This window comes from Paraburkholderia lebeckiae, assembly GCF_050436225.1.
GTDB lineage: Bacteria > Pseudomonadota > Gammaproteobacteria > Burkholderiales > Burkholderiaceae > Paraburkholderia > Paraburkholderia tuberum.
On the sequence record NZ_JBNDLU010000002.1, the window covers coordinates 2,383,116 to 2,409,497 of the forward strand.

Below are 26,382 nucleotides of genomic sequence, written 5' to 3' on the forward strand. Positions count from 1 at the left end.
CCCGGACCGACCGTAAGCCGCCTATTTCGCAGCGGCCTCGATCGCCTTTGCCAGACCGTCGGGATCGGTGAGGAACGGCGTATGACCGGTCGGCAGGGAGTACTCGGCTCTCACGGGGGTGGCGGCAACCATCTCGGCCTGGAACGAGGGGCTGATGACCTGGTCCATGGCTGTGTGGATATAGACCTTGTCGACCTGACCAAAGTTGGGGGAAGTCACGTGTACAGGCGTAGCCAGCGGGCCGACGGGTTCATCCAGGATCAGATCCGGGATCGCCTCGCGTAGTTTGTCAGGACCTCCATTGGCAAACAGATCGGCACGTGCCGGATATTCGATGGAGGCAATGCCCTTTTCCTTATCGATCTGCAGGTGCGGGCCGATCTTGGCGTCGGCATCCTTACTGGCCATTGAAACGAGCGAGTCGCCGTCTTGCGGCAGGTAGGCAGCAACGAAGACCAAAGTCTTGATCTTCTTCGGTGCCGTTTCCGCGGCGTCGGCGATGACGATGCCGCCGAAGCTGTGACCGACCACGACGGCCGGGCGATGGGATTTGTTCAGCGCTGCGACCACGGTGTCGCGATAGAGGTCAAGGCTGACTTTGTCCGGTGTGGCTGGCGCGCCCGGACGCCCTGGCAGATCGACAGCCACCACCTTAAAGCCGTCGGTTTGAAGCCTGGATGTGACATAACCCCAGACCTGGGCGTCTTCGAAAGCGCCGTGGACCAGAACGATGGGGGGCTTTTCCGCAGCTATCGCACCGGTACCAAAGGCGAATGCTGACATGGCGAGAACAGCGAGGATGAGTTTCATCTACATTGCTTCCTTGAAGAGACATCGATGCCGATGTCGTGAATTGAAACCTGCATTTGAAAGATCCGTGGGCATGCCTCGATCTCCCGATTCCGTTTAGGAATCCAGAAATCTATTATGTTGGGGCGGGACTGAACGGCACCAGATCGACGAATTGCCCGAGATCAGCCGACGTTACTTATGCATCGCGGCATGCCCGGCCTTCATGCCGCCTATACGACGGTGAAGCTAGCGGCTCCGCTCCAGCTTCCGATCCAGACGCATGACGGAAGCGTGGGTGCTGCAACGAGAAGTGTTATCGCAAACCGTCTGAGCTGCCTGAGCATGAGAGATCCGAACCATAGTGCGTGAGAGCCTTTCCTCCTATTCAGATACCGGAGGACCTTGGCTATCCACTCTAAAGAATGTATTCGAGACTGACCATATCTCGGCGTCTGATTTGCATGATCCATCGTACGATCGACGCACTCGGACAAGCGAGCAGATCGGCGCCGGCTGGGGACCGAGGCGATGCCATTGAAAGGAAACCGCCGCAATGACAGTTTCAACTGACGAATCAAGCCAACAGTGTAAAGAGGACTCTCAAGGGAGTTCCGCACTTCGCGCGACAAAGGCCCCGGTCTGTGCGATTCGATGCGCGTCACGCGGTGGATAGCCAAACTCCTCCTTGAAGGCGCGACTGAAGGCGGCCTCCGAACCATAGCCGGCACCGTGGGCCACTTCGGTCACCTTCAGGGTCCCTCCGCTTAGCAAGTCTGCTGCGATTGTCAATCTCCAGCGTGTCAGGTAACGCAACGGTGGAAGTCCCACCACCGCCGTGAAGCGATCCGAGAACGTCGATCGCGACATCATCGCCGTCTCGGCGAGGGCCGAGACCGTCCATGCACGGTCAGGTTCCAGATGCATTGCGTTCAACGCACGGCCTACGCGTTCGTCGCTAAGTCCGGACAGCCAGCCGAGCCGATCGCCTTGCTGGCTGACCCACATCCGCAAGGTGCGGATAACGAGTAGATCAATAAGCCGCGAGATCATCAGCGATGACCCTGGGCCGGCGCTACGCGATTCCACGTCAAGGAAATGCGAGATAGAGGCCAGCCAAGGGGGCTCGCTGACTTTGTCGCATGTCAGATGAATCAGACCGGGAAGCCCGGTGAGCAAAGAGCGTAACGGCGCCCCGTCAAAATAGAATGATCCTGCGAGAAAGGATCCTGCCATGCCGTCATCAGCCGCCCATTTGAACGTCTGAGCATCTCTGCTGGGGGTAAAGTCCACCGCCGCCTCGAAGCGTTGATGTGCTTTCCGGCCCGGCTTGCTTCGAATCGTATGTCCGTCCGCATGTGGCAAAAGAACGAAGTCGCCTGACCGCAGCGTCACGGAGGGGCCATTGCGTCGAGACACCGACAGTTCGCCGGCACGCAGATGCAAAAACGTTGCCGGCCCTGGCGGAAAAATCACTTCGGTGGAACTGCCCAGCTCGCCGTGGAAAACATGATCTCCGCGAAGGCGAATCAGCCTGAGTACCTGTGACAAGACATCGGCGTGCTCGGACGGCATGGGCTACTCCTCTGGGGCGTATTCACAGGGCTGCGCCCATCAACGATGTATGCGAGGTCAAGAGACTGACGGTTGCCTCAGGGCCACCATCGTACCGTACCGTGCCGCTTCCGGTATGCGGACATATCTTCGGCGGAACGAACGCCACGCGGGGCGGGTTGTCCGATCTCAGCTGGTCTTCAGCCATTCGAGCTTTTCTCACAAATGGCCGCTGCTGGCCGCCTGACGCCCCACGACCAAGAGCGGCGATCGCCTCGGCAGCGGATTTCATGCAGAAGGCATGTGCCGACCCGGAAGGGACATTCGGCAGTGCTGGATGCAGACATTCGCGTGCGGCTTTCCACGTCAGCGAGTCTCCGAGTCGCAACCGGCGGCATTCGACGACAGGAATACGCAAACGCACGCGACGAACCACATGAACCTTATTGGCCACGTAGTCGAGTAGCTGCCGATTGCCTGCCACCTGTTGCGGGTTGTAGCGAACCAATCTTTCCGAGACCAAACGGCGGCATGTTGACGTAAATATTCTCATAACAACCCGGCGACACCGCATACGTCTCATGCCAGATACCGACTGATCCGTCCGTTCCAATGGCCTTGTTGAAGGCCTGCCAGGCCGGCAAATGCTCTGATTCACGATTTTTGGCATAGGCCAGCAATTGATCTATCGAACGCCAATACTGCACCATGATCGTCGTACGGCTGAACCACATCTCCGCGTGGAGGAAGCCCAACTCTGGTTGACGATAAAGCTCCTTTATCATCCGTGGCATTGCGGTGGCGACGGGCAACCATTTGTGTACCCTAAGAGGCTCATTGACTCTCATGCCAATTAGAAACACGACAAAATCGCCGTCAAACGTGGCTGTGACACGCGCTTTATTGATCATTGCGACCTATCCTCTCAAAAACTACATGTCGTATTCCTCGCTTGCAGGGTGCCCGGCACTTGCCGCGGTTGGGGACATCTATAGGCGTTGGGACGTTCCCTGCGTGCCGCAGGGGAGCGTACCTCAACAATTTAGGCTGCGGTCGGAGCGTGCGACCGCTCAGCCGTTTCAAAGACTTACCATGGACGTCGACGGCCACCTGCATGCGAAAGCGGCTTCGCTCAATACACTCCTAGCCCGTCGTCGAGCGGCCGCTCCCGGACTGATTTGTGCGGTTGGGCTTGCAGCTTGTCAACGGCGCTTGTTGGCCGAACTGTGACGGTCGCAGCTGGTGGGATGGTCCGAAGTAGCCTGCTGGCCAGCAGGCTGCCTTCGTCTGTTCCGCATCCGGCGCAGGCGCGCACGCGATCATCTGCTGCGCGCGCAATAGTGGCGTAGCGCAAGCGGTGTCACCACCACCATGGAAGCAACGCACCGCCATCTTTGCGATCGGTGTGATCACCGGGGCGCCCCGCATCGCCGCCGTCGCGGTCCTCATCACGTTCTTCGCAGCGGCGCCCGGCTTTCGGCAGGCCGCTTACCTTGCGAATGTGCCCGGAGCCAGCGAAGAACAGATCGCCCTCGGGTCCAAACGCGAGCCCCCTGGGACCGCCTATGCTAGCTTGAGTGGCAAGGCCGCCGTCGCCGCCGTAGGAGTCCTGCCCGTTGCCGGCAATGGTTGTGATGATGCCGGTTTGCCTATTCACTTGGCGCACGCGGAAGTTGAAGGTATCGCTGATCGTCAGGTTACCCGCGCAGTCGAATGTGATATGCGTAGGGAAGTTCAATAACGCGTCGGTCGCCGGGACGCCATCGCCGTTATAGCCGGAGGGAGCCGGGGGCGCAGAAAAGAAGGCGAGGTGCTCTCCGGCCACAGTGGTAATGATGTTAGTCCTTCTATCCACCCGGCGAACATTTGCGAGACCGGGATCGACGATATAAAGTTCGCCGTGCGGGCCAAAGGCGAGCGCTGGGATGTAGCTAAAGCCCGCGCGGGTGGCCGGCCCGCCTTCGCCGCTGCCGCCGAGAAATGCATCGTGCCCATCGCCGACGACGGTCGTGATGATTCCCGTTTTGTGGTCCACGCGCCGGATGCGGTCGTCATCGCCGATATAGAGATCGCCTTCCCCGTTCAGAAGAACGTCGGTTGCAAGCATTATGGCTTGCGTGGCCGGGCCGCCGTCACCACGGTTAGGTACGCCGGGATTGCCCGGGCCGGCAACTGTGGTGATGACCCCGGTTTCCCGATCCACTCTTCGCACGCCAACGCCGAAATCGCCAATGAACACGTTCCCTGCTCGGTCAAGGGCAACCCCTGTCGGATAGCTGAGCATGGCCTGCGTCGCGGGACCGCCGTCGCCGCTGTAGCCAGCTTGCCCGGTGCCGGCAATGATGGTAACGGTTCCGCTCGCGTGATCGATGCGGCGAACGACGCGAAATGTCGGTTCGGCAGTGTATATGTTTCCCCATCGGTCCAGCGCGATGGCTTCTGCGGCGATTCCGGCCGCACCTACGCCGCCCTGACCGGGGCCCGCGACGGTGCTGATGATCTGCGCGGCGGCGGGGTTTGCCGTCGCAATTAGCAGCAGTGCGTAAAGGGCCCGCAACGTGACAGCGATGCTCGGACAGAGCTGTGTTCCGTGCGACATACATCCTCCTGTTCGGTGCCACCGAATTGTCACGACTATTCAAGGAAAAGTCGTTGTCGCGGAACGCAGGATGTTGTGACCAGGGAAAGCAAGCCCGAAAGCCCCCCAAACCGCCCAACACTTCATCTTAGTAGTGCGTTTCGAAAAGCAAATAAATTTTTAGGCTCCTCCCTTCGGGACGGACGCAATTTGCCGTGCTGTTGGGAAACGGAAATAGCTGGGCTCGGGCAAGCTCAGCCAGAGCCGAACGCACGGAACACGCTGGACTGCGCCGCCGAGATGCGTTCTTATGGCGGCTGGTTTGAGCATTGAAGATTCGGTGGCTAAACGTGCTGAACCATCAGGCTTCGCGCCGTGCCATGGCGCTGCCTGACGATCGCGACCGGTTGAATCCGCCAGCCAAACCAGCCGAATGGCATGTGAGCAAATCTGTCCGACTCGGGGCATAAAGCGGACGCCCCTTAGCATGAACATCTATGGGTATTTACGGACCGGTGGCGCCGCGCACTTGTGGGTGCGGGCGCCATCAATGATCGTTTGCCGAGCGCAGTCGCTTGTAGCGATAAACCGTTCTATCCGTGCCGGCCCCCATGGGGAGCCACAATAGCGCCATGTGATAGCTCATATGGGTCCACGTGGTGAGCAGAATGTTGCCATTGCTCTCCAGCCTAACGGAACGGCCAGAAAAGGAGTAGTTCGGGCCAAATTCAGATCGTGACGATTGCTCCGGGGCGATCCAACTAATAGTCCCCGCCTCGCACGATACTTTGACTTGGCTGTTAAAGCGGGTTTTGATGCTCCCTAGTTCGGAAGTGCCGTAGTATGTCGTGACCGTGTAATTGCCGTCAGCATTCTTCCGGAAAGAAGTGGTATCCGGCGCAACGCGACGACCGTCCGTATCCCTCCTGTAGCTTGCGCGCATGGTCTGGGCTGCTTCAATGTTCTCTGCGTGGAATACTTCGTCCGTGAAAGGCAATACGCTCGGCCCGTAACCTTCGACGATCTGTCGTACTCTGCCTTCGTAAAGGCCACTCACGTCAGGGCATTCAGTTGACAGAACGGCTTGCATATTGTTGCTAGCGTAGTCGCGTGGCTCAGGCGCGGATGCGCACCCGCAACTCATTAGGCACGCGACAACGGACGCAATCATGCGAGACATCGGATGAAACCGCATGCTGCCGGAGCGACTCGACGTTTCTCGCGCGCCATCCACCGATGTGCGGGCACGACAAGCATTGCGTTGCCTTGAAAACAGATAGCCAGTCGCTCGTTCGAGTGTCACGCAACCTCCGCCATATGGTTCGATGAACTTGGGATTTTAAACGTCGAGGTCCCTCCATTGGCCACATCAGAGCCGGGAGCGGACAGTCGCGCACCAAAGGCCAGGGACGGTTCATGGCCGAAGGACTAAACCGCTCGCGCGGTAGGGGCTACGGTCAGACGCCGGTGGTCAGAGAGAGGCCGGCATCGCGGTTCCGTATGTTGGCGAATGAGGCAATCCGCCTCGTTCTCCAGCCGGAGCCGAATCATGACCTCCTCACAGTCAAACGTCAGTCCGCTGCGCCAGCGCATGAGCGACGACATGCGCATGCGCCAGCTTGCCCCCAAGACGCAGGACATCTATCTGCACATCGTGCGTGAGTTCGCCCGGTTTCTCGGGCGCTCACCTGACACGGCCACCGTCGAGGACCTGCGGCGCTACCAGCTCTATCTGGTCGACCACGGCACATCGGCCGTGTCGCTGAACCATGCGATCACCGGCCTGAAGTTCTTCTTCACAGTCACGCTCGACCGGCCCGAGCTGATGGTCAGGATGCAACCCGTGCGCGTGCCCCGCGTATTACCCGTCGTGCTCAGCCCCGATGAAGTGCGGCGGCTCATCGAGGCCGCCGGCAACCTGAAGCACCAGACCGCGCTGTCGGTCGCGTACGGCGCGGGGCTACGCGCCAGCGAAGTGGTGGCGCTGAAGGTCACCGACGTCGACAGCGAACGCATGACACTGCGTATCGAGCAGGGCAAGGGCCGCCGTGACCGCTACGCCATGCTCTCGCCGGTGCTGCTCGAGCGTCTGCGTGTGTGGTGGCGCGTGGCCCGTACGCAGGGCAGGATGCTCGATGGTGGGTGGCTGTTTCCCGGGCTCGATCCGCTCGATCCATTAAGCACGCGACAGTTGAACCGTGCCATTCATGCCGCCGCCGAGGCTGCGAACATCGACAAGCGAGTGTCCATGCACACGCTGCGCCATAGTTTCGCGACACACCTCCTCGAACAGAAGGTGGACATCCGCGTGATCCAGGTGCTGCTCGGCCATGCGAAGCTCGAGAACACCGCGCTCTACGTCCAGGTGGCCACCGACCTGCTGCACGAGGTCACCAGTCCGCTGGACCGTTTGCCCTCCGAGTAGGCCCGCGCGCTGTAGCGCCTCATGCTGGAGATTGCGGACATCTTCCGCAGCCACGGGCCTGCGTGGCGAGCCACGGCACACCTGAGCCTGGGGCAGCTGAAGGTCATGTCGGCCATCGAACGGTGCCGCACGGCGGCACTGGGCGGACATGTGCTGCGCTGTTCCGGCTGCGCAAGGACAGAGGTGTCCTTCAACTCGTGCCGGGACCGGCATTGCCCGAAGTGCCAGGCCGGCGCCGCCCACCGCTGGCTGGAAGCACGCCAGGCTGACCTGCTGCCCGTCGAGTACTTCCACGTCGTCTTCACACTGCCCGCCGCGATCAGCGCGATCGCCCGGTACAACAAGCGGGTCATCTACGGCCTGCTGTTGGACATCGCCGCCGACACGCTGCGTACCATCGCCGCGGATCCCAGGCACCTCGGCGCCCAGATCGGCGCCACGCTCGTGCTGCACACCTGGGGCTCAGCGCTCACGCATCATCCACACGTGCACGGCATCGTCCCCGGCGGTGGCCTGTCACCTGACGGTGAGCGCTGGATCGCCTGCCGGCCCGGCTTCTTCCTGCCGGTGCGCGTGCTCTCACGCCTGTTCCGCCGGCGCTTCCTCGACGCACTCGAAGTGACCCACCAGCATGGCCAACTGCAGTTCTTCGGCGAGTACACCGAACTCGCTGATCCCGCCACCTTTGCCCGGTGGCTTGCGCCGCTACGTACCTGCGAATGGGTGGTCTACGCCAAGCGCCCGTTCGCCGGACCAAAGGCAGTGCTCGAGTACCTCTCACGCTACACGCACCGCGTTGCCATCTCCAACCAGCGCCTCGTCGCCTTCGATGAGCGTGGCGTGACGTTCCGCTGGAAGGATTACCGGGCGAAGGGACGCACCCGCTACAAGACCATGACGCTGGAGGCTGGCGAATTCATGCGCCGCTTCCTGCTCCATGTGCTGCCCGGTGGTTTCCACCGGATCCGTCACTACGGCCTGCTCGCCAACCCGGTACGCCGCGCCAGTCTCGCGAAGGTGCGCGATCTGCTGCACGTCGCACCCGGAATCAGCCCGTCACCGGACGAGGCCATCGTCGCAACCCGCCCCGTCTTCATCTGCCGGCACTGCGGCGCACCGATGATCGTCGTCGACATCCTCGCGCGCAGCGCCCCGATCCGCGCACCGCCGATGTGCCGGGCTCAGACATGAGCACAACGTTTCCCCGATATCTGAACCGACCGTCGGCTTTGCGGCAACGCGGCCCACGAGCGGACGTTCGCGCCTGGCGCTTCGAAAGGCGCCTCCCGCGTGCGCATCACCATCGTCATTGCACGACAGCGCCGCTTCGCTACGGCGTCAGCGCCCGTCCGGCATCCCGCCTGGCCGCACCGCATCCGGCACCGCTGAACATCCCGACCTATCAATCGCCATAGCGGCGAGTTCCGACCACAGCGGAGCACTCCGCGGTTTCCTCCATCGGGCTTATTCGACGCCTGCCGGCACGCGCGGAGGCATTCACATTCCTGCGGGCGACGGCAGGCATCGAATAAGCCTTAACGACTACCGCCCGTCCGCAGGCGGCCCTCTCCAGAACGCCGCGATGGACCAAAAAATAGCCCAAGGCAGCTTCGCTTAACGCAGAGCGACGCAGGACTATGACTGCGGGACAGAAACCCACGTAATCGATCAACGGTTTTCCGCCGCCGCTGTCAGCCCCTCCAACAGCGCCTTATGAAACGCCTGCGGGTCCTGCATCTGCGGCGCGTGACCGAGCCCCGCGAACTCGACCAGCGTCGCATGGGGAATCGCCTTCGCGGCCGCGCGGCCCAATTCGGGGTAATGGCCAATCTTCGCGCGCACCTCGGGCGGCGCGGCATCCTTGCCGATCGCCGTCGTGTCCTTCTGGCCGATCAGCAGCACCGTCGGCATGCCGAGCTGCCCCAGCTCATAGACGACCGGTTGCGTGTAAATCATGTCGTAGAGCAGCGCGGAATTCCACGCGACGATCTGCTTGCCCGGCCCACGATACATGCCCGCGAGCATCTGCACCCACGGTTCGTAGTCCCCGCGCCATTGCCCCGCGTAATAGGTCGCCTGTTCGTAGCGGCGGATGCCGTCGGCGGTGGTCTTCAGCTCCCGCTGATACCACTGGTCGACCGACAGCGACGGCACGCCCTTCGCCTTCCAGTCCTCGAGTCCGATCGGGTTCACGAGCACCAGTTGCTGTGTTTCGCGCGGATACATCAGCGCATAGCGGACGGCGAGCATGCCGCCCGTCGAATGGCCGACCACCGTCACTTCGCTGACGCCGAGCGAATCGAGCAGCGCACGCGTATTGCGCGCGAGTTGCTGGAAGCTGTACTGGTAATGCTCGGGCTTGCTCGATTTGCAAAAGCCGATCTGGTCCGGTGCGATCACGCGATAGCCGGCATCGCTCAGCCGGCGAATCGTCGCGCCCCACGTCGCCGAACAGAAATTCTTGCCGTGCAGCAACACCACGGTGCGGCCGTTCGCATGCGCGGGCTTCACGTCCATGTAGGCCATCTGCAAAGGCACGCCCTGCGAGGTGAATTCGAAGCGTTCGACCGGCGCCGGGTAGCTGAAGCCCTGCAGCTCTGGACCGTAGGCCGGGCCGGAATCGTCGAGCGAAGACGCGGCCGCGGCGCTCGCGGCGGTCGGGCTCGCCTCGCTGACCGGCGCGCCCGCCGGCGTGGCGGCCACCGCGACGGACGCCGCGCACAGCATCGCACAGGCGCAGACACTCGACAGGGCAAGCAGGAATGGGCGGTGAAGATTCATCGGGATGCTCTGCAAGAAACGCAATCGGAATGCACGAGGCAGGGAGCGCACGATTCTACGATGCGCCGCCGAACTCCGCTGCCAGTCGCGCACTGCGGGCACGGCACCCGGCCGCGGCGAGATGGCATGCATATTGCGCCCTCTGGGCACAAGCATCGTCCGCACACGACCTTGTGGCCAATGTGTTGCGCCGCACCGAAAAACGCGCCGTAACAGGCGATCGTTCGAGGATGGTCCGCCACGCGGCCCCCGCAATAAACATTATTCGCTCGCGTCCAATCGGTGCTAGAACTGACTGGCGGACCCGCGAAAACAGGCAGCGAAGAACGGCAATGCGGCACGACTGCCAGGCAGCCCGAATCATCAGCGGAGAGGAAGCGACCAGATCATCCCCGGGGGTATATCAATCAAGCAACCATCTTGCATGCGGTCGGAGTGAGTGCTGAAGGGCCACTCCGATCGACAGGAGACAAATATGAATACTCCGGCACGGCTGAACGACTTACAGCGCACTACCCTCGCGATCGTCCTCGCTGGCGGACGCGGTACCCGGCTCGGACCGCTCACGAACAAGCGCGTGAAGCCGGCGGTGCACTTCGGCGGCAAATATCGGATCATCGACTTCGCGCTGTCCAATTGCCTGAACTCCGGCATCCGCCGCATCGCGGTGGTCACGCAGTACAAGGCGCATTCGCTGTTGCGGCATCTGCAGCGCGGCTGGAGCTTCCTGCGCGGCGAGATGGGCGAGTTCATCGACCTGTGGCCCGCGCAGCAGCGCGTCGAAGGCGCGCACTGGTATCGCGGCACCGCCGACGCGGTGTTCCAGAACCTCGACATCATCCGCTCGATCCGCCCGAAGTACGTGGTCGTGCTCGCGGGCGACCACATCTACAAGATGGACTACACGCGCATGATCGCCGATCACGCGGACAGCGGCGCCGACTGCACGGTCGGCTGCATCGAGGTGCCGCGCATGGAAGCGGTCGCGTTCGGCGTGATGGCGGTCGACGAAAATCGCCGCGTGACCGGCTTCGTCGAAAAACCGGCAGACCCGCCTGCGATACCCGGTCGCCCCGACACGGCGCTCGCGAGCATGGGCATCTACGTGTTCAGCGCCGACTACCTGTACACGCAGCTCGAAGAGAACATCGCCGCGATCGATACCGATCACGACTTCGGCAAGGACATCCTGCCGCGCGTCGTCACGCAAGGCGTGGCGATCGCGCATCCGTTCAGCATGTCGTGCGTGTCGTCGGACCCGAGCGTCGAGCCGTACTGGCGCGACGTCGGCACGATCGACGCGTACTGGGCCGCGAACCTCGACCTCGCGTCGACGATACCGACGCTCGACCTGTACGACGAGTCATGGCCGATCTGGACATACCAGGAGCAGTTGCCGCCCGCGAAGTTCGTGCGCGACATGAAGGGGCTGCAGGGCTCGGGCAACAATCTGATCGTCTGCGGCGGCTGCGTGATCTCGGGCTCGCAGATTTCGCGCTCGGTACTGTCTTCGAACGTGAAGGTGAGTTCGTTCTGTAATATCAATGAGGCAGTGTTATTGCCGCAGGTCACGGTCGGCGCGAGTTGCCGTCTGCAGAAGGTCGTGATCGACCGTGGCTGCACGATTCCAGAAGGCACGGTGATCGGCGAAGACCCGGCGCGCGACGCCGAGCGCTTCTATCGCACCGACGAAGGCGTCGTGCTGGTCACGCAGGAGGCGTTGCGCAAGCATCCGGAGTAGCGTGCCCGCCGCATGCCAGCGCCGGCGGCCACGCGCCGCCGGCCAGGCTTCGCCCGAACCACCGCTGACTATTTGCCGACCCCGAGCAACCCTGCCACCCCGACAGAGACCCGGCCTATGACGATTCGCGCCCTGCACGTCGCAAGCGAGCTGTATCCCCTCCTCAAAACGGGCGGTCTCGCCGACGTCGCGGGCGCGCTGCCGTCCGCGCTGATCGAGCGCGGCGCCGACGTGCGCGTGCTGCTGCCGGGCTTTCCGGCCGTGCTCGCCGGCCTGCGCGATCTGCAGCCGGTCGCGCAACTGGGCAGCCGCTTCGGCGCGCCGAACGTGACGCTCGAACGCGGCACGTTGCCCACCAACGGGCTCGCCGTCTACGTGATCCGCGCGGCGTCGCTGTACGATCGCCCCGGCAACCCGTATCTGAACGACGAACACGTGCCGTACGGCGATAACGCACAGCGTTTCGCGCTGCTCGGCTGGGTCGCCGCGCAACTCGCGCAGCAAATGGACCCGACGTGGTCGCCGCAGATCGTCCACGCGCACGACTGGCACGCGGGGCTCGCGCCCGCCTACCTGAAGGCCGCCGAACGCGAGCACGGCCGCGCGCCCGCGCGCAGCGTGTTCACGATCCACAACCTCGCCTACCAGGGGATTTTTCCCGCGCATCAGTTCGGCCTGCTCGGCCTGCCGCACGATTTCTTCAACATGCACGGCGTCGAGTTTTACGGTCAGCTGTCGTTCCTGAAGGCGGGGCTCTACTACGCCGACCGCATCACGACCGTCAGCCCGACCTACGCGCGCGAAATCCAGACGCTCGCGCACGGCGGCGGGCTCGATGCGCTGCTGCGCCATCGCGCGCACGATCTGAGCGGCATCCTGAACGGCGTCGACTACACGGTGTGGAATCCCGCCACCGATACGCTGCTCGCGACGCACTACAGCTCGTCGAGACTGGCGGGCAAGCTCGCCTGCAAGGAAGCGCTGCAAAAGCGCTTCGGCCTCGCGCAGAGAAGCGACGCGCTGCTGTTCGGCGTCGTCAGCCGGCTGACCGAGCAGAAGGGCCTCGATCTGCTGCTCGGCGCGGTGCCCGAGATCGTCAAGCGCGGCGGGCAACTGGTCGTGTTCGGCACCGGCGATCCGGCGCTCGAGAATGGCCTCAAGATGGTCGCGCAGGCGCATCCGGAATCGGTCGCGGTCGAGCTCGGCTTCGACGAAACCCTCGCGCATACGATCATCGCCGGCAGCGACGTGGTCGCGGTGCCGTCGCGCTTCGAGCCGTGCGGGCTCACCCAGCTCTATGCGCTCGCCTACGGGTCGCTGCCGCTCGTGCACTGCATCGGCGGTCTCGCGGATACGGTCGCCGACGCATCGCTCGAAAACCTCGCCGACGATTTCGCCACCGGCTTCGTGTTCGAACGCTTCGATCCGAAGGGACTCGCCTCGGCGATCCGCCGCGCGTTCGCGCTGTACGGACGCCGCACCGAATGGAAGGCCACGCAGCGGCGCGCGATGCGCCAGGACTTCGGCTGGGGCGCGTCGGCCGACCGCTATCTGGCCTTGTATCGCGAGCTCACCCCGTCTGAAGCATCCGCCGCACGCTGAACTGTCAGCCTTCGTTAATCTTCACGCGCGTTTGATGGTTCGGCGCAACAGCACGGGGACGGATCAACTCGCGGCTGTCAAACTCCTGTATCGTTTGCTAACTTGCCGGCTATGCAGTTCGTGGGTTTTTCCTGCACCATCTGTATCAGGCATGTCTGCCGCGCGGCGCCCGGGCCATCGGCCAGCCCGCGCGAGCCTCCCCTTCCAGTGTTTTTTGATCGCGCATGACCGGTCGCGCGAGCCTTACCATGACGAAAAACGTTCTGAGCATCCAGTCCCATGTCGTGTTCGGTCACGCCGGCAATAGCGCGGCCGTGTTTCCGATGTGCCGGCTCGGCGTCAACGTGTGGCCGCTCAACACCGTGCAGCTCTCGAATCACACGCAATACGGGCACTGGAGCGGCAGCGCTATCGACGCATCGCAGATGGAAGATCTCGTCGACAGCATCGGCGCGATCGGCATGCTGCCGCGCTGCGACGCAGTGCTCTCCGGCTATCTCGGCACGAAGGAACAGGCGCAGGCGGTGATTGACATCGTCAAGGCCGTGAAGGCGGCCAATCCCCGCGCCTGGTACTTTTGCGATCCGGTGATGGGCGCCACGGGCGGCTACAAGGTCGAGCCGGGCATCCAGGAATTCCTCGTGAAAGAAATGCCGCAAGTCGCCGACGGGATCGCGCCGAATCACATCGAATTGCAGCGCCTCGTCGGTCGCGAGATCGAGACGCTCGAGGAAGCCGTCACCGCGTGCCGCGAGCTGCTCGCGCGTGGGCCGAAGCTCGTGCTCGTCAAGCATCTGCTCGATCGCAACAGCCCGGCCGACCGTTTCAACATGCTCGTCGTCACTGAGCGCGAAGCGTGGATGGGACAGCGTCCGCTCTATCCGTTCGCGCGCCAGCCGGTCGGCGTCGGCGATCTGACTAGCGCGGTCTTCGTCGCGCGTACGCTGCTCGGCGATTCGATCCGCTCGGCCTTCGAGCACACGCTCGCCGCGGTCAACGCGGTCGTCAAGGCGACCTGGCAGGCCGGACGCTATGAACTCGAACTGGTGGCGATGCAAAATGAAATCGCCCAGCCGCGCGAGTGGTTCGATGCGTGGGTCGCGGAGACGGCTTAGATAACCTAGGCACGTCGCTCGTTGCCGAGCGCCGTCGCCAGCACCCTGCTGGCGGCCGTCCTATAATGCCTGCCGCGTGGACCAGGGCTTGCGCCCTCGCGCCACGGCATTTTCAGCATCCGGCATTCAGCAGACGAGGCATTCGATGGACGGTTATATCCGCAGCGAGCGGGAAGAATTTTTTGAGCAGTTGTGCATCAGCGTCGACGCGGACGAAGCGCACGAACAGGAAGCGATCGAGTTCTTCGAGAACCAGTTCGACCAGCCCGACTTCGATCCCGCGCAATGGCTCGATATCGCGCTCTACTACTCGGCCGCCGTCGCGCGCGGCATCGTCGACATGGTGACGGCCGACGACAAGGCACGCAGCAACATCGCCGAAATCATCGCCGACAATCTCGACATCTCGTACGGCGAGGACGAGTGCCAGCAGTTCGCCGAGACGATCGAATTCGCGCTGAACAACGGCGTGCCGGTCGATCTCGACGTGGTGCTCGACGGCTGCCAGCGCGCGATCGACGATCTCGACACGTGGGCCGACGAAGACACGAAGGCGCCGCTTTTGCGTCTGCGTGAAGAGCTGCTGCGTCAGCAAGGCGAGCGCTAGGCAAAAGGCTCGAATCTCCTCCGACAACGCAACGCCGCAACACTGGCCGGCGCGCTCGCGCCGGCTTCTTAAGCATATGCCGTAATCCGCAGCCGAGGCGGACTTTCGCACGTCAAGCCAGCTTGCATGCCTGACGCACGCTCCGTGTGCACCACATGCACCTGTTGCGGCTTATGCCGAAATGCTCATCCAAAACGCCACGAATTGCCAAGACGACGGCAATTTGGCTTTCTATATTCGCCCCAGATCGACCGCGCGAACACGCTGCGAAGCCCAACGCATTGCGCGTATTCCAGCATTGTGAGCGGCGAGCGATCCTTCGTAGTCTTGCGATGCGCGAGGGCTTGCCTCGGCCTCACGTGTCGTACCGCTTTGCTGCCGTACCGCTTTCATAACAACCGTCGATGCAAGGAGAGACCATGAGTCTTCGCAACACGCTGAAACCGCTGGCCATGCTTGTGGGTGCGATGTTTGCCGTCGCGCCTGTTGCCAGTTTCGCCGACGACCTGCCGGTCAAGATCGGCTTTGCCGCGCCGCTGACGGGCGCCAATGCCGGCTACGGCAAGGATCTGGAAAACGGTGTGCGGCTCGCGATCGACGAAGCCAACGCGCAGAAGATCAAGATCGGCGACAAGGTCGCGCATTTCGAGATCGTCTCGCAGGACGACCAGGCCGACCCGCGCGTCGGCGTCCAGGCCGCGCAGAAGCTGGTCGACTCGGGCGTCGCGGTGGTCGTCGGCCACTTCAACTCGGGCACGACGATCCCGGCCTCGCAGGTCTACGAGCAGGCTGGCATTCCGGTGCTCGATCCCGCCGCGACGAATCCGATCATCACGGGCCGCGGCTTCGCGAACACCTTCATGGTGATTTCGACCGACGCGCAGAACGCCGGCAATGCGGGCGCCTATGCCGTCGAGGTGACGAAGGCCAAGCGCATCGCGATCATCGACGATCGCACCGCGTTCGGCCAGGGCGAAGCCGACGAGTTCGAGAAAGCCGTGAAGGCGCACGGCGGCAACATCGTCGCGCGCGAATACACCGACAACCACGCGGTCGACTTCAGCACGCAGATCACCAAGTTCAAGGCCGCCAACGCCGACCTCGTGTTCTTCGCCGGCCTCGACAGCCAGGCGGCGGGCTTCGCGCGGCGCATGAAGCAGCTCGGCCTGAACGCACAGCTGATCGGCGGCGGCGGCGTGATGGACGAGGACTTCATCAAGCTCGCGGGCGATGCGTCCGACGGCGCAATGGCCTGGGAATACGGCCGACCGCTTGCGCAACTGCCGGGCGGCAAGGACTTCAACGCGAAGTTCAAGAAGCGCTTCGGCGCGGATGTGCTGTCGTATGCGCCGTTCGGCTACGACGGCGCGTGGGTCGCGATCAGGGCGATGCAGCAGGCCAAATCCGACTCGCCGAACGTGTACCGTCCGGTGCTCAAGTCAATCGACTACGACGGCGTGACCGGCAAGATCTCGTTCGACAGTACCGGCGCGTTGAAGAGCGGCGCGTCGACGCTGTATCAGGTGAAGAATGGCGCGTGGGTGCCGATCGTGACGAAGAGCGGCACCTAAGCTCCACGTCCGGTCCGGTAAATCGTGGCGGCCCTGCCCGGCGCGCGGCTGGCGCGGGGCGCGCTACTGCCGCGCGTTCGCCGCCCGGACGACCACCTCGGCATCGAGATCGCGCTCGATGCGCACGAGGGCGTCGCGAATCGCCGCGAATTCGTTTGGCGTACACATCCGATGGCCGAACGCGGCGCGCAGATGCCGGTTGACCTGCAACGTGCGCGTCGCCGGATCGAAGACGTAGCGCGACGCAAACGTGAGCAACGGGTCCTCGACCGTGCTGTCGGTCGGCAGGTCCGTCACGCGCACGAAGCGCGGCAAGCTCATTTCCAGCGTTTCCTCGAACTCCCCGCCGATGCACGCCCAAGGCTGCGTTCTGACGGGCTCCGCGAGCCACGCCTCGACCTGCGAGCCAATGCCGCCGGCGAGGCTCGTGAGCGCCCGCACGGCGGTCGTGCCGTCCGGCCAGATCAGATGCGGCACGCTGCCCTGCATGGACGTCGCGAACGGTCCGCCGGTCACGGCGACGTCGTCGGTCTGCAATTGCGCGGAGCCGTGCAAGCCCGTTTGCAGCAGACGCCTGGCGGCAAGCTGCTGCGCGCCCTGGCGCGTCGCGCGGCGGAACGTGTTGCGTTCGAGCTCCGCGGTATAGCCCCGATCCTCGACGCGGTACGCATAATGTGCGGTGCCGTTTTCGTCGATGTCGATCTGCACGCGCGCCTTGCGTTCGCGCCGTTGAGTGGCCGGCGTGCGCGCGAGCACGCCGTCGTCGACGAGCAGCACCGGCCGGTCCATGACGCCGCCAGGCAGATAGCCGAACGCGGTGCCGCCCGCCGTCGTGTCCGCGAATTGCGCCAGCTCGGGAATCCAGATGATCGCGTGATTGATCGCGCTCGCGCCGTAGCCGGGGATCTCGGGCAACGTGTAGTACGGACCGAGATTGAGCAGCACCGGCTCGCTGCGAATGCCGGCGGCCGCGAGCAGCGCGCCGTATAGCGCGACGTGGTCCTTGCAGTCGCCATAGCGGTTGCGCAGGATGTCGGCCGCCTTGTGCGGAATCGTCGCCGTCTCGCCGAGAAAAAGCGCGACGTAGCGGATGTTCAGACGCATCCAGTCGTACAGCACGCGGGCTTTGTCGCGAGGATCGGTGAGACCTGCCGTCAGTTGCTGTGCGAGACCGATGATCGCGGGATCGTCGCGGGTCGCGTCATTGTCGGCGGGACCTCGATAGCGCGCGGCGAAGCTCGCGAAGTCCGGCACCGTCGACACCATCAGCCGGTCGCCCCAGTTCGCGTAGCCGACCGCGCCCGCTTCGAGCCGCGCATAGGGGCCGTGCCGGTAGTCGAACTCGTAGCGCGTGCGGCCGTTCGCGGTGACGGGCGGTAGCGCGACGTAGCCGCGCGCGTCCGCATAGAGCGGCACGTCGGCGGGAAGATCGAAGATCAGACGCTGCTCGTCGACGGGCTCGAGCGACGGCTCGACCAGATAGGCGAAGGTGCCCGCTTGCAGCGCCTTCGCGCGGGTCTTGCGAAATTCCAGGTGCACGCGCGAGCCGGTCGTGACGCCGGGGAAGATCACGGTGCGCAACACACCGTCCTCGAAGCTCGGCGCGCCGGACGAGCGCGGCTCCTGCACGTCGCGGATTGCCTCTGGACCGACCGCATGCGCGGTGCCGTCGGGGTCGATCGTTTCGGCGGCCAGCAGTTGCACCTGCTCGATGTCCTTGTTGAACCACACGTAGCGTTGCGCGATCGCGTCGACGCCGCTGGCCGTGTCCGCGCGCATCAGCGTGTCGTCGTGTTCCTCGACGGAACCGTCTTTCTGGATCACGAACAAATGGACGTCGCGCTCGATCGTCGCAGGGGCACGTTCGTTGGCGGAGGTGGCGATTTCGCCGGCTGCCGCGCAAAGCGGCAAGGCGATGCCGTTCGCGGCGGATAGCGTGGCAAGCAACGCCGCGACGCGCACGCTGCGCACGCGGCACGCGAGCCCGATCATCGCGATCGACGTGTGCGCCAACGTGACGACGATGTTGCCCAAGATCCACCTCGGCCAGGTTCGTGTCGTCGTTGTAGCACATCGCCGACCCGTGCGTTTCGGGCCGGAGTCGGCGTTGCCGCGTCGAGCTCGAGCGGCATTGAAGTCACAGGCGCACCCGCGATGCAGCGGCCGCCGTCGATCGTCTTCACTCGCCGTCGTCGAGCTGGCTCAGCAGCGCCTGCAGTTTTTCCACGTGCCGCAGCAGCATGTGCCGGTGCTTGTCGATCTGTTCGAGCCGGCCCTCCAGGTCGGCTTGAATGCGGTCGTCGAGTTCGGCCGCGGCCATGACGTCCTCGACCTTCGCTCGCATCGATGCGAGCTCCACCGGCGCGTGCAGCAGATGCCGCTCGAAGCGCCGCACTTCCTGCGTCGCGAGATCGCGCACCTTGCGAAAATGCGCGTGACGGCGGTGCGCCTCGACATCGAGCGTTTCTTCCTCGAGGCGTCGCGCGGGCGGCGGCTGCCCAAAAATCGGCTCGGGCCGCAACACCGTCTTCTTGCGCACCGGATGCGCGGTGCCCCGAAAGCGCGCAAGCGGCAGCTCGTTGTCGATCGCCTCGCGCGCATTCGGCGGGATCTCCTGACCGGTGTGCGGCACGTTCATCCAGCCGCCCGGCAAACCGGTGACGGCCTCGACGCCGCGCACGAATTCCTCGCTGAATTCGCGTTGCCCGGACAGCATCAGCTTCAGGTAGCTCGCGGAAAACGTCATCATGCGCGCGAGCCGGCTCGCGGCGCCGACCTCGCTGGTCAGCAACACCAGGTTCGCGCGCCAGACTGGCAGCAGCAATTCGTCGGAATCTTCCATCGCTGGGTCTTCCATCTTTTCGCCTGATGAATCGATGACCGCGTCGCGCACGTCATCGTTTTGAAAGGGTAGTCGTCGTGCGGTGTCGCGTGCAATGCCGCGATCCCGCTTTGCGTGCGCTGGGGCCCAGATGCCGAAGCTACACATTTGACGCGGTACACACCGGCCAATTCAGCGCAAAGTGCGTTGAAACAGGGCTTATGACACATCGCGTGTTGCATTGATACACGTATTCGCGCGCCGTTCCTACCTGCGGCCGCTTCATATGGCATGCTTGCATGCCGATGCGGCACGCGTCGTGCTGCATCGGTTGCTCCACAACACTGACTTAAGGGTTTTGTAATGAAGAAAATCGTTCTCGCCATCGCCGCGGCCGTTGCCACCCTGAGCGCGATCGCTCCCGCTCAGGCCAATGAGCATCACCTCGAGTGCCATAAAGTGCACGTGCATCATCATTGGGAAAAGCGCTGCCACTAATGGCGGTGAAACCGTGTCCGATGGACGCGGTGCACATCAAAAAGCCCTGCTTTCGCGGGGCTTTTTTTCATGGCGCGCCGCGTCGTGAAACCGCCGGCGCGCGATACGCTGTGCGCGCTCGACGCTCAAACCATTCCATATGAACGCGCCGGCACGCAATCACGGACACATGCTGTTACACCTTCGCGATACGCTGACCGATGCAGGCCGACGCGGACCGCGATGCCGTGTGTTCTTGCAGCAATCGTGATCCGCGTGGTGAGAAAGGAATACACGAAGCGAAGCGGCGCGTTTTCGTCATAACCGTCATCGCGACGCCCGTCAGGACATCTTTGCTTCAGGCGGATTTCACGCGAGCGAGAGCCGTCGTTACCAGCGCTTCGAGCAGCGGCTCGACCTTCGCGGCTAGGTGTTCATCGTATGCATAAGGCAGGCGCTCTTCCATGTACGTGATCTGCGACAGTTCGAGTTGCACCGCGTGCACGCCCTGCTCGGGCTGCCCGTATTGCCGCGTGATATAGCCGCCCTTGAAACGGCCATTCGCGACCGCCGTATAGCCGCCGTGCCGCTCGACCAGCGCGGCCAGTTCGTCAGCCAGGCCCGGCGCGGCGCTCGCACCGTTCGACGTGCCGAAGTTGAAATCCGGCAGACGTCCGTCGAAAAAGCGCGGCACGTGCGAGCGGATCGAATGCGCTTCCCACAGCAGCACCTTGCCGTGGTTCGCCTTCAGCGCCGCGAGCTCGCCGGTCAGCGCGTCGTGATACGGCTTCCAGTACGCGTCGCGACGGCGCGCGATTTCGGCATCGTCGGGCAGACGGCCGTCGCGATAGAGCGGCTCCTTGTCGAACGTATCGACCGGCAGCAGACCCGTAGTGTCCTGCCCCGGGTACAGGTTCGCGCCGTCGGGCGGGCGATTCAGGTCGACCACGTAGCGCGCGTAGGTCGGCGTCAGGATCGACGCGCCGAGGCGCTTCGCGAATGAGTACAGGCGATCGAGATGCCAGTCGCAATCGTCGGTGCGTTGCGCGACCGGTGTCATCGTCACGGCGATGTCGGCGGGGATTTGCGTGCCCAGATGCGGGATCGAGATCAGCAGCGGCAGGCTTCCCTGATGCAGCGAGAAAACCGGCGTGAGGTTCGAAGCAGTCATGTCAGTCCGGAATCAGTGGGATCGGAGAATCAGTTCGGCGGGTCATGGCCGTTATTTGAGCAGTTCCGCGAGCGCCGCGCGATAGCGCGCATAGGCACCCTCTTCATCGCGATGCCGGCGATCGTCGACGAGCTTGACGCCGCCCGCGTAGACGTCGCGGATCGGCGTATCGCCGTGCTCGCAGAATACGACACCTGACAGCCACGCCTCGCGCTCATGCCCGGCGATGCTCGTATGGTCGGCGTCGAGCACGAGCCAGTCCGCGCGATGGCCCGGCTGCAACGCGCCGACCGCGCGGCCGGTCGCACGCGCGCCGCCGTCGAGCGCGGCCGCGTACAAACGATCCGCGACATGCGGAGCTTGCGCCGACGCCAGCACGTTGCGCTGCCGGCGCGTCAGACGCTGGCCGTATTCGAGCAGACGCAACTCGGCGCGCCAATCGACGCCGACATGGCTATCCGAGCCGACGCCGATGCGGCCGTGCGCGTCGAGATAGTCTTGCGCGGGAAAAATGCCGTCGCCGAGATTGGCCTCGGTGGTCAGACACAAACCCGCGACCGCGCCGCTCTTCGCGAGCGCGAGCGTTTCATTCGCATCGACGTGGGTCGCGTGCACGAGACACCAGCGGCTGTCCACATCGAAACGATCGAGCAGCCATTGCACCGGCCGCGTGCCTTCGGTTTCGAGGCACGCGTCGACCTCGGCGGTCTGTTCGGCGATATGGATGTGGACAGGCACGGTTGCGTCGATGCCGCCGAGCAACGTGCGCAGCGACGCCTCCGATACCGCGCGCAGCGAATGCGGCGCCACGCCGTAACGCAGCGCCGCATGTTCGGGGCGCGCGGCGCGTAGCGTGCCGAGCAGATCGAGCAGGCTCTCAGGCGTATTGATGAAGCGCCGCTGATCGTCGCGCGGCGCGCGCGCGCCGAAGCCGCTGTACTGATACAGCACCGGCAGCATCGTGATGCCGATACCGCTCGCCGATGCCGCGTCCACCACGCGTTGCGCAAGCTCTGCCTGATTCGCGTAGCGCTGGCCGTCCTGCGCGTGGTGCACGTAGTGAAACTCGCACACCGACGTATAGCCCGCCTTCAGCATCTCGATGTAGAGCCACTGCGCGACGCTCGCGAGGCCTTCCGGCGTGATGCGCGCGGCAAAGCGATACATCAGGTCGCGCCACGACCAGAAATTATCCGTCGCGTTGGCGCGATATTCGGTGAGCCCGGCCATCGCGCGCTGAAACGCGTGCGAGTGAAGATTCGGCATGCCTGGCATCAGCGGGCCCGCCGCCTTCGGCACACCAGCCGGCGCCTCGGGTCGATCCGTCGTGACCGCGGTCAGCGTGCCGTGGGCGTCCCATTCGAGCAGCACGTTGCGGCGCCAGCCCTCAGGCAGATACGCGTCAGCGGCGAACAGCGATTGATTGGATTGCGTCATCTCTCAGGTTCTAGTTCAGGTCACACGCGACTCGCGCCGCGTATAAACGGTTTCGCCCGCGCGCACGACGCGCGCGCAGAGCGGCCGGCCAATCCAGTAAGCGAGCTCCGCCAGCGAATCGACCGACCACACCGCGAAGTCGGCCGCGCGACCGACCTGCAGCGCACCGTGCCGATCGCTCTTGCCGAGCGCGCGCGCAGCGTGCGTGGTGACGCCTTGCAGCACCTCGGGCACGGTCATGCGAAACAGCGTGCTCGCTATGTTCATCATCATCAGTAACGAAGTCGCCGGTGACGTGCCCGGGTTGCTGTCGGTCGAGATCGCGATCGGCACCTCGTAGCGCCGCAGCAGTTCGAGCGGCGGCAACTGGGTCTCGCGGATGAAGTAGTACGCGCCCGGCAGCAGCACCGCGACGGTGCCCGCTTCCTTCATCGCGGCGACGCCGGCTTCGTCGAGAAACTCCAGGTGATCCGCCGACAGCGCGCGATGCCGTGCCGCGAGCGCGGTGCCGCCGCCGTTCGACAACTGCTCGGCGTGCATCTTGACCGGCAGCTCGTAGCGCGCGGCCGCGTTGAACACGCGCTCGCTCTGTTCCAGCGAAAATCCGATGCGCTCGCAGAACACATCGACCGCATCGACGAGGCCTTCGTCCGCGAGCGCGGGCAGCATCGTGTTGCAGACTTCGTCGATATACGCGTCCGCTCGGCCCGCGAATTCAGGCGGCAACGCGTGCGCGCCGAGAAACGTCGTATAGACCGTGACCGGACAGCGCTCGCCGAGCTGGCGCGCGACGCGCAGCATCTTGCGCTCGCTCGCGAGATCGAGGCCGTAGCCCGATTTGATTTCGATCGCCGTCACGCCTTCGGCGAGCAGCGGTTCGAGCCGCGCGGCCGCTTGCGTGAACAGCGACGTTTCGTCCGCGGCGCGCGTCGCGCGCACCGTCGACACGATGCCGCCGCCCTGTCGCGCGATTTCTTCGTAGCTGACGCCCGCGAGCCGCTGCGCGAATTCGTCGGCGCGCTGGCCGCCGTACACGAGGTGCGTATGGCAATCGATCAGGCCCGGCGTCACCCATGCGCCGCGCAGATCTTCGCGCGGCCATGCGGCATAGGGCGTGGGTAAATCGGCGAAAGCGCCGAGCCACGCGATACGGCCGTCGTCTACCGCAATCGCGGCATCGCCGAGCGTGTGGCGAGGATCGCCCTGCGGGCACAAATTCAGGTGATGCCAGACGGTTTGCTTCATCGCGTGCTCTTTGCCGCTCGTTGCGTGTCTGTGGATGGGTTGTCCGCGATCGAGCGCATGTGAGGCCCTATCACGGTTGATTCGTCATCGCGTGTAGCGGATCGTGATCGCGAGCACCGTGCCGTCGCCCGTCAGCGTGCAAGCGAGCGCGTTCGGCCCATCGACGCGTAGCGTGTCGCCGTTGTCGAGCCGCACAGGTTGCGCGTGGTCCGCCGCCAGTCCGACCGTGACCGCGCCGCCCGCGCAAAACAGCAGCGCCACGTCGCCGTCGAGCACGCGCGGCGCATCCTGCTGCGTGCCAGCGCGCCACACGTCCAACTCGCCCTGCGCCACGTCGCGCCGCACCATCAGGTTGAAGTCGCGCGTCGCGCCGTCGACGAGCCGCGCGTCGATGCGCGTCGCGCCATCGAAGCGCGCGATGTCGAGCGGCTGCCGCAACACATGCGTCGAGGCGACGCCCGCGTCGCCCAGCTCGTCGAGCAGCATGCCCGCGCCAGACAGCAACACCAGCGTCCGATCGACGCCGTCAAAGCGCGAGAACGGCCCCGCCTGCGCAACCTCGGCGACGCTCACGCGCCACACGAAGTCGGCGCTCGCCGCGTGCTGCCCGCCGCCGTGCGACGGAAACGCCGCGACCTCACGCGTGACGCCGCCGCCGTTTTTCCACGGCGCCGCCACGAGATCGGCGCCGCGAATCAGCGTGACGCCTGGAACGCCGCCCGCGAGGTTGGCCATGGTCACGATCAGCGGCCCAGCATCGGCAGATTGAGGCCCGCCTCGCGCGCCGTCTGCTGCGCGAGTTCATAGCCCGCATCGGCGTGTCGCATCACGCCGGTGGCCGGATCGTTCAACAGCACGCGGCCGAGGCGCTCGTGCGCGGCTTGCGTGCCGTCCGCGACGATCACGACGCCCGCGTGCTGCGAGAAGCCCATGCCGACGCCGCCGCCGTGATGCAACGACACCCACGACGCACCGCCCGCCGTGTTCAGCAGCGCGTTCAGCAACGGCCAGTCGCTGACCGCGTCCGAGCCGTCCTTCATCGATTCGGTTTCGCGGTTCGGGCTCGCGACCGAACCGGTATCGAGGTGATCGCGGCCGATCACGATCGGCGCCTTCAGCTCGCCGTTCCTGACCATTTCGTTGAACGCCTGGCCGAGACGATAGCGATCCTTCACGCCGACCCAGCAGATCCGCGCCGGCAGACCCTGGAACGCGATGCGCTCGCGCGCCATGTCGAGCCAGTTGTGCAGATGCGGATCGTCGGGGATCAGTTCCTTCACCTTCGCATCGGTCTTGTAGATGTCCTCGGGATCGCCCGACAGCGCGACCCAGCGGAACGGGCCCTTGCCTTCGCAGAAGAGCGGCCGGATATACGCCGGCACGAAGCCCGGGAAATCGAACGCGTTTTCCACGCCCATTTCGAGCGCCATCTGGCGAATGTTGTTGCCGTAGTCGAGCGTTGCCGCGCCGCGTTCCTGCAGCGTGAGCATCGCCTGCACCTGCCTGGCCATCGACTGCTTGGCCGGCGTAACGATGCTTTCCGGCGCGGTCTTCATGCGCTCGCGCCAGTCTCCGACCGTCCAGCCCTGCGGCAGGTAGCCGTGAATCGGATCGTGCGCGCTCGTCTGGTCGGTCACGCAGTCCGGCGTGATGCCGCGCGCGACGCACTCGGCGAACACGTCGGCGGCATTGCCGAGCAGACCGACCGAGATCGGCTTGCCGGCGCGCTTCGCTTCGTCGAGCATCGCGAGCGCTTCATCGAGCGTCTTCGCTTTCTTGTCGACGTAGCGCGTCTTCAGACGGAAGTCGATGCGCGTCTCGTCGCATTCGACCGCGATCATCGAGAAGCCCGCCATCGTCGCCGCGAGCGGCTGCGCGCCGCCCATGCCGCCGAGACCGCCGGTCAGAATCCAGCGGCCCTTCGCGTCACCGTTGAAGTGCTGGTTCGCGACGGCGAAGAAGGTCTCGTAGGTGCCCTGGACGATGCCCTGGCTGCCGATGTAGATCCAGCTGCCCGCGGTCATCTGGCCGTACATCATCAGGCCCTTGCGGTCGAGTTCGTGGAAGTGTTCCCACGTTGCCCAATGAGGCACGAGGTTCGAGTTCGCGAGCAGCACGCGCGGCGCGTCCGCATGGGTGCGGAACACGCCGACCGGCTTGCCCGACTGAATCAGCAGCGTTTCGTCTTCGTTCAGGTCCTTCAGCGACGCGAGGATCTGATCGAAGCAATCCCAGTTGCGCGCGGCGCGGCCAATGCCGCCGTACACGACGAGCGCGTGCGGGTGCTCGGCGACTTCGGGGTCCAGATTATTCTGGATCATCCGGTACGCGGCTTCCGCGATCCAGGTCTTGCAGGTCTTTTCCGCGCCGTGCGGTGCGCGGATCGTGCGAGTCGGATCAAGACGCGGATCGATGTGTTTAGGATTGTTCATGGTGTCCCTAATAATGCGTGGAGATGTTCGATAAAG

21 protein-coding genes are annotated in these 26,382 nt (G+C 64.2%); 8 read left to right on the forward strand and 13 right to left on the reverse strand.

Going from position 1 to position 26,382, the window contains the following annotated elements; genetic code table 11:
* Positions 1 to 21: 21 nt before the first annotated feature.
* The 5 genes from OKW45_RS25585 to OKW45_RS25605 all read right to left on the reverse strand — a co-directional run bounded on the left by OKW45_RS25585 (position 22) and on the right by OKW45_RS25605 (position 6,011).
* Entirely contained in the window at positions 22 to 810 is a 789-nt protein-coding gene (locus tag OKW45_RS25585) for an alpha/beta fold hydrolase (protein WP_429471843.1), read from the reverse strand.
* A 582-nt stretch (positions 811 to 1,392) separates the two neighbouring features.
* Positions 1,393 to 2,364: an AraC family transcriptional regulator gene (locus OKW45_RS25590; RefSeq protein WP_429471846.1), complete on the reverse strand. Its 972-nt coding sequence runs from the start codon at positions 2,362 to 2,364 to the stop codon at positions 1,393 to 1,395.
* A 422-nt stretch (positions 2,365 to 2,786) separates the two neighbouring features.
* Entirely contained in the window at positions 2,787 to 3,254 is a 468-nt protein-coding gene (locus OKW45_RS25595) for a DUF4188 domain-containing protein (RefSeq protein ID WP_018418540.1), read from the reverse strand.
* 449 nt (positions 3,255 to 3,703) lie between these two features.
* A complete protein-coding gene (locus OKW45_RS25600; RefSeq protein ID WP_429471848.1) occupies positions 3,704 to 4,942 on the reverse strand; it encodes an NHL domain-containing protein in 1,239 nt (412 codons plus the stop codon).
* 526 nt (positions 4,943 to 5,468) lie between these two features.
* Entirely contained in the window at positions 5,469 to 6,011 is a 543-nt protein-coding gene (locus OKW45_RS25605; protein WP_429471850.1) for a hypothetical protein, read from the reverse strand.
* A gap of 459 nt (positions 6,012 to 6,470) precedes the next feature.
* On the opposite strand from OKW45_RS25605, the gene OKW45_RS25610 reads away from it, so the two are divergent.
* Together OKW45_RS25610 and OKW45_RS25615 are read left to right on the forward strand one after the other, a co-directional pair.
* Entirely contained in the window at positions 6,471 to 7,346 is an 876-nt protein-coding gene (locus OKW45_RS25610) for a site-specific integrase (protein WP_429471852.1), read from the forward strand.
* Positions 7,347 to 7,367: 21 nt separating this feature from the next.
* Positions 7,368 to 8,537 (forward strand): IS91 family transposase, encoded by a 1,170-nt coding sequence (locus tag OKW45_RS25615; protein ID WP_429471854.1) that lies wholly within the window; start codon positions 7,368 to 7,370, stop codon positions 8,535 to 8,537.
* Positions 8,538 to 9,014: 477 nt separating this feature from the next.
* On the opposite strand, the gene OKW45_RS25620 is transcribed toward OKW45_RS25615, so the two are convergent.
* The gene (locus OKW45_RS25620) at positions 9,015 to 10,127 is read right to left on the reverse strand and encodes an alpha/beta fold hydrolase (protein WP_429471856.1); all 1,113 of its coding nucleotides are present in this window, start codon (positions 10,125 to 10,127) and stop codon (positions 9,015 to 9,017) included.
* A 475-nt stretch (positions 10,128 to 10,602) separates the two neighbouring features.
* Between OKW45_RS25620 and glgC the strand changes: the two genes are divergently transcribed.
* From glgC to OKW45_RS25645, 5 genes are all read left to right on the forward strand, one after another.
* Positions 10,603 to 11,868: a glucose-1-phosphate adenylyltransferase gene (glgC, locus tag OKW45_RS25625; RefSeq protein ID WP_018418544.1), complete on the forward strand. Its 1,266-nt coding sequence runs from the start codon at positions 10,603 to 10,605 to the stop codon at positions 11,866 to 11,868.
* A gap of 117 nt (positions 11,869 to 11,985) precedes the next feature.
* Complete coding sequence (gene glgA / locus OKW45_RS25630) at positions 11,986 to 13,470, forward strand: glycogen synthase GlgA (protein ID WP_429471858.1); 1,485 nt, start codon at positions 11,986 to 11,988, stop codon at positions 13,468 to 13,470.
* A 248-nt stretch (positions 13,471 to 13,718) separates the two neighbouring features.
* Complete coding sequence (gene pdxY, locus OKW45_RS25635) at positions 13,719 to 14,585, forward strand: pyridoxal kinase PdxY (RefSeq protein WP_026225483.1); 867 nt, start codon at positions 13,719 to 13,721, stop codon at positions 14,583 to 14,585.
* A 145-nt stretch (positions 14,586 to 14,730) separates the two neighbouring features.
* Complete coding sequence (locus tag OKW45_RS25640; RefSeq protein WP_018418547.1) at positions 14,731 to 15,192, forward strand: hypothetical protein; 462 nt, start codon at positions 14,731 to 14,733, stop codon at positions 15,190 to 15,192.
* Positions 15,193 to 15,611: 419 nt separating this feature from the next.
* Positions 15,612 to 16,763: a branched-chain amino acid ABC transporter substrate-binding protein gene (locus tag OKW45_RS25645; RefSeq protein WP_018418548.1), complete on the forward strand. Its 1,152-nt coding sequence runs from the start codon at positions 15,612 to 15,614 to the stop codon at positions 16,761 to 16,763.
* A 63-nt stretch (positions 16,764 to 16,826) separates the two neighbouring features.
* On the opposite strand, the gene OKW45_RS25650 is transcribed toward OKW45_RS25645, so the two are convergent.
* Complete coding sequence (locus OKW45_RS25650; RefSeq protein WP_429473358.1) at positions 16,827 to 18,755, reverse strand: DUF3857 domain-containing transglutaminase family protein; 1,929 nt, start codon at positions 18,753 to 18,755, stop codon at positions 16,827 to 16,829.
* A 187-nt stretch (positions 18,756 to 18,942) separates the two neighbouring features.
* Positions 18,943 to 19,605, reverse strand: coding sequence for a hypothetical protein (locus OKW45_RS25655; protein ID WP_429471860.1), 663 nt, complete (start codon positions 19,603 to 19,605; stop codon positions 18,943 to 18,945).
* A 342-nt stretch (positions 19,606 to 19,947) separates the two neighbouring features.
* Between OKW45_RS25655 and OKW45_RS25660 the strand changes: the two genes are divergently transcribed.
* Positions 19,948 to 20,082 carry a hypothetical protein gene (locus OKW45_RS25660; protein WP_260328236.1) on the forward strand — a complete coding sequence of 45 codons (135 nt, stop codon included), beginning with the start codon at positions 19,948 to 19,950 and terminating at the stop codon, positions 20,080 to 20,082.
* Positions 20,083 to 20,419: 337 nt separating this feature from the next.
* Here OKW45_RS25660 and hutG read toward each other — a convergent pair whose 3' ends face one another.
* The 5 genes from hutG to hutU all read right to left on the reverse strand — a co-directional run bounded on the left by hutG (position 20,420) and on the right by hutU (position 26,346).
* Positions 20,420 to 21,232 carry an N-formylglutamate deformylase gene (hutG, locus tag OKW45_RS25665; protein ID WP_429471862.1) on the reverse strand — a complete coding sequence of 271 codons (813 nt, stop codon included), beginning with the start codon at positions 21,230 to 21,232 and terminating at the stop codon, positions 20,420 to 20,422.
* A gap of 51 nt (positions 21,233 to 21,283) precedes the next feature.
* Positions 21,284 to 22,669: a formimidoylglutamate deiminase gene (locus tag OKW45_RS25670; RefSeq protein WP_429471864.1), complete on the reverse strand. Its 1,386-nt coding sequence runs from the start codon at positions 22,667 to 22,669 to the stop codon at positions 21,284 to 21,286.
* A 15-nt stretch (positions 22,670 to 22,684) separates the two neighbouring features.
* Positions 22,685 to 23,914: an imidazolonepropionase gene (hutI, locus tag OKW45_RS25675; protein WP_429471866.1), complete on the reverse strand. Its 1,230-nt coding sequence runs from the start codon at positions 23,912 to 23,914 to the stop codon at positions 22,685 to 22,687.
* Positions 23,915 to 23,998: 84 nt separating this feature from the next.
* A complete protein-coding gene (locus tag OKW45_RS25680; protein WP_429471867.1) occupies positions 23,999 to 24,649 on the reverse strand; it encodes a HutD/Ves family protein in 651 nt (216 codons plus the stop codon).
* Positions 24,650 to 24,657: 8 nt separating this feature from the next.
* On the reverse strand, positions 24,658 to 26,346 hold the full coding sequence (gene hutU / locus OKW45_RS25685) for a urocanate hydratase (protein WP_429471870.1): 1,689 nt from the start codon (positions 26,344 to 26,346) through the stop codon (positions 24,658 to 24,660).
* Between the last annotated feature and the right edge of the window lie 36 nt (positions 26,347 to 26,382).

What these genes read in the sequence shown, in the direction of transcription:
- OKW45_RS25585 (WP_429471843.1), bottom strand. Translation starts at nt 810, where the DNA reads ATGAAACTCATCCTCGCTGTTCTCGCCATGTCAGCATTCGCCTTTGGT.
- OKW45_RS25590 (WP_429471846.1), bottom strand. Translation starts at nt 2,364, where the DNA reads ATGCCGTCCGAGCACGCCGATGTCTTGTCACAGGTACTCAGGCTGATT.
- OKW45_RS25595 (WP_018418540.1), bottom strand. Translation starts at nt 3,254, where the DNA reads ATGATCAATAAAGCGCGTGTCACAGCCACGTTTGACGGCGATTTTGTC.
- OKW45_RS25600 (WP_429471848.1), bottom strand. Translation starts at nt 4,942, where the DNA reads ATGTCGCACGGAACACAGCTCTGTCCGAGCATCGCTGTCACGTTGCGG.
- OKW45_RS25605 (WP_429471850.1), bottom strand. Translation starts at nt 6,011, where the DNA reads ATGCAAGCCGTTCTGTCAACTGAATGCCCTGACGTGAGTGGCCTTTAC.
- OKW45_RS25610 (WP_429471852.1), top strand. Translation starts at nt 6,471, where the DNA reads ATGACCTCCTCACAGTCAAACGTCAGTCCGCTGCGCCAGCGCATGAGC.
- OKW45_RS25615 (WP_429471854.1), top strand. Translation starts at nt 7,368, where the DNA reads ATGCTGGAGATTGCGGACATCTTCCGCAGCCACGGGCCTGCGTGGCGA.
- OKW45_RS25620 (WP_429471856.1), bottom strand. Translation starts at nt 10,127, where the DNA reads ATGAATCTTCACCGCCCATTCCTGCTTGCCCTGTCGAGTGTCTGCGCC.
- glgC (WP_018418544.1), top strand. Translation starts at nt 10,603, where the DNA reads ATGAATACTCCGGCACGGCTGAACGACTTACAGCGCACTACCCTCGCG.
- glgA (WP_429471858.1), top strand. Translation starts at nt 11,986, where the DNA reads ATGACGATTCGCGCCCTGCACGTCGCAAGCGAGCTGTATCCCCTCCTC.
- pdxY (WP_026225483.1), top strand. Translation starts at nt 13,719, where the DNA reads ATGACGAAAAACGTTCTGAGCATCCAGTCCCATGTCGTGTTCGGTCAC.
- OKW45_RS25640 (WP_018418547.1), top strand. Translation starts at nt 14,731, where the DNA reads ATGGACGGTTATATCCGCAGCGAGCGGGAAGAATTTTTTGAGCAGTTG.
- OKW45_RS25645 (WP_018418548.1), top strand. Translation starts at nt 15,612, where the DNA reads ATGAGTCTTCGCAACACGCTGAAACCGCTGGCCATGCTTGTGGGTGCG.
- OKW45_RS25650 (WP_429473358.1), bottom strand. Translation starts at nt 18,755, where the DNA reads ATGATCGGGCTCGCGTGCCGCGTGCGCAGCGTGCGCGTCGCGGCGTTG.
- OKW45_RS25655 (WP_429471860.1), bottom strand. Translation starts at nt 19,605, where the DNA reads ATGGAAGATTCCGACGAATTGCTGCTGCCAGTCTGGCGCGCGAACCTG.
- OKW45_RS25660 (WP_260328236.1), top strand. Translation starts at nt 19,948, where the DNA reads ATGAAGAAAATCGTTCTCGCCATCGCCGCGGCCGTTGCCACCCTGAGC.
- hutG (WP_429471862.1), bottom strand. Translation starts at nt 21,232, where the DNA reads ATGACTGCTTCGAACCTCACGCCGGTTTTCTCGCTGCATCAGGGAAGC.
- OKW45_RS25670 (WP_429471864.1), bottom strand. Translation starts at nt 22,669, where the DNA reads ATGACGCAATCCAATCAATCGCTGTTCGCCGCTGACGCGTATCTGCCT.
- hutI (WP_429471866.1), bottom strand. Translation starts at nt 23,914, where the DNA reads ATGAAGCAAACCGTCTGGCATCACCTGAATTTGTGCCCGCAGGGCGAT.
- OKW45_RS25680 (WP_429471867.1), bottom strand. Translation starts at nt 24,649, where the DNA reads ATGGCCAACCTCGCGGGCGGCGTTCCAGGCGTCACGCTGATTCGCGGC.
- hutU (WP_429471870.1), bottom strand. Translation starts at nt 26,346, where the DNA reads ATGAACAATCCTAAACACATCGATCCGCGTCTTGATCCGACTCGCACG.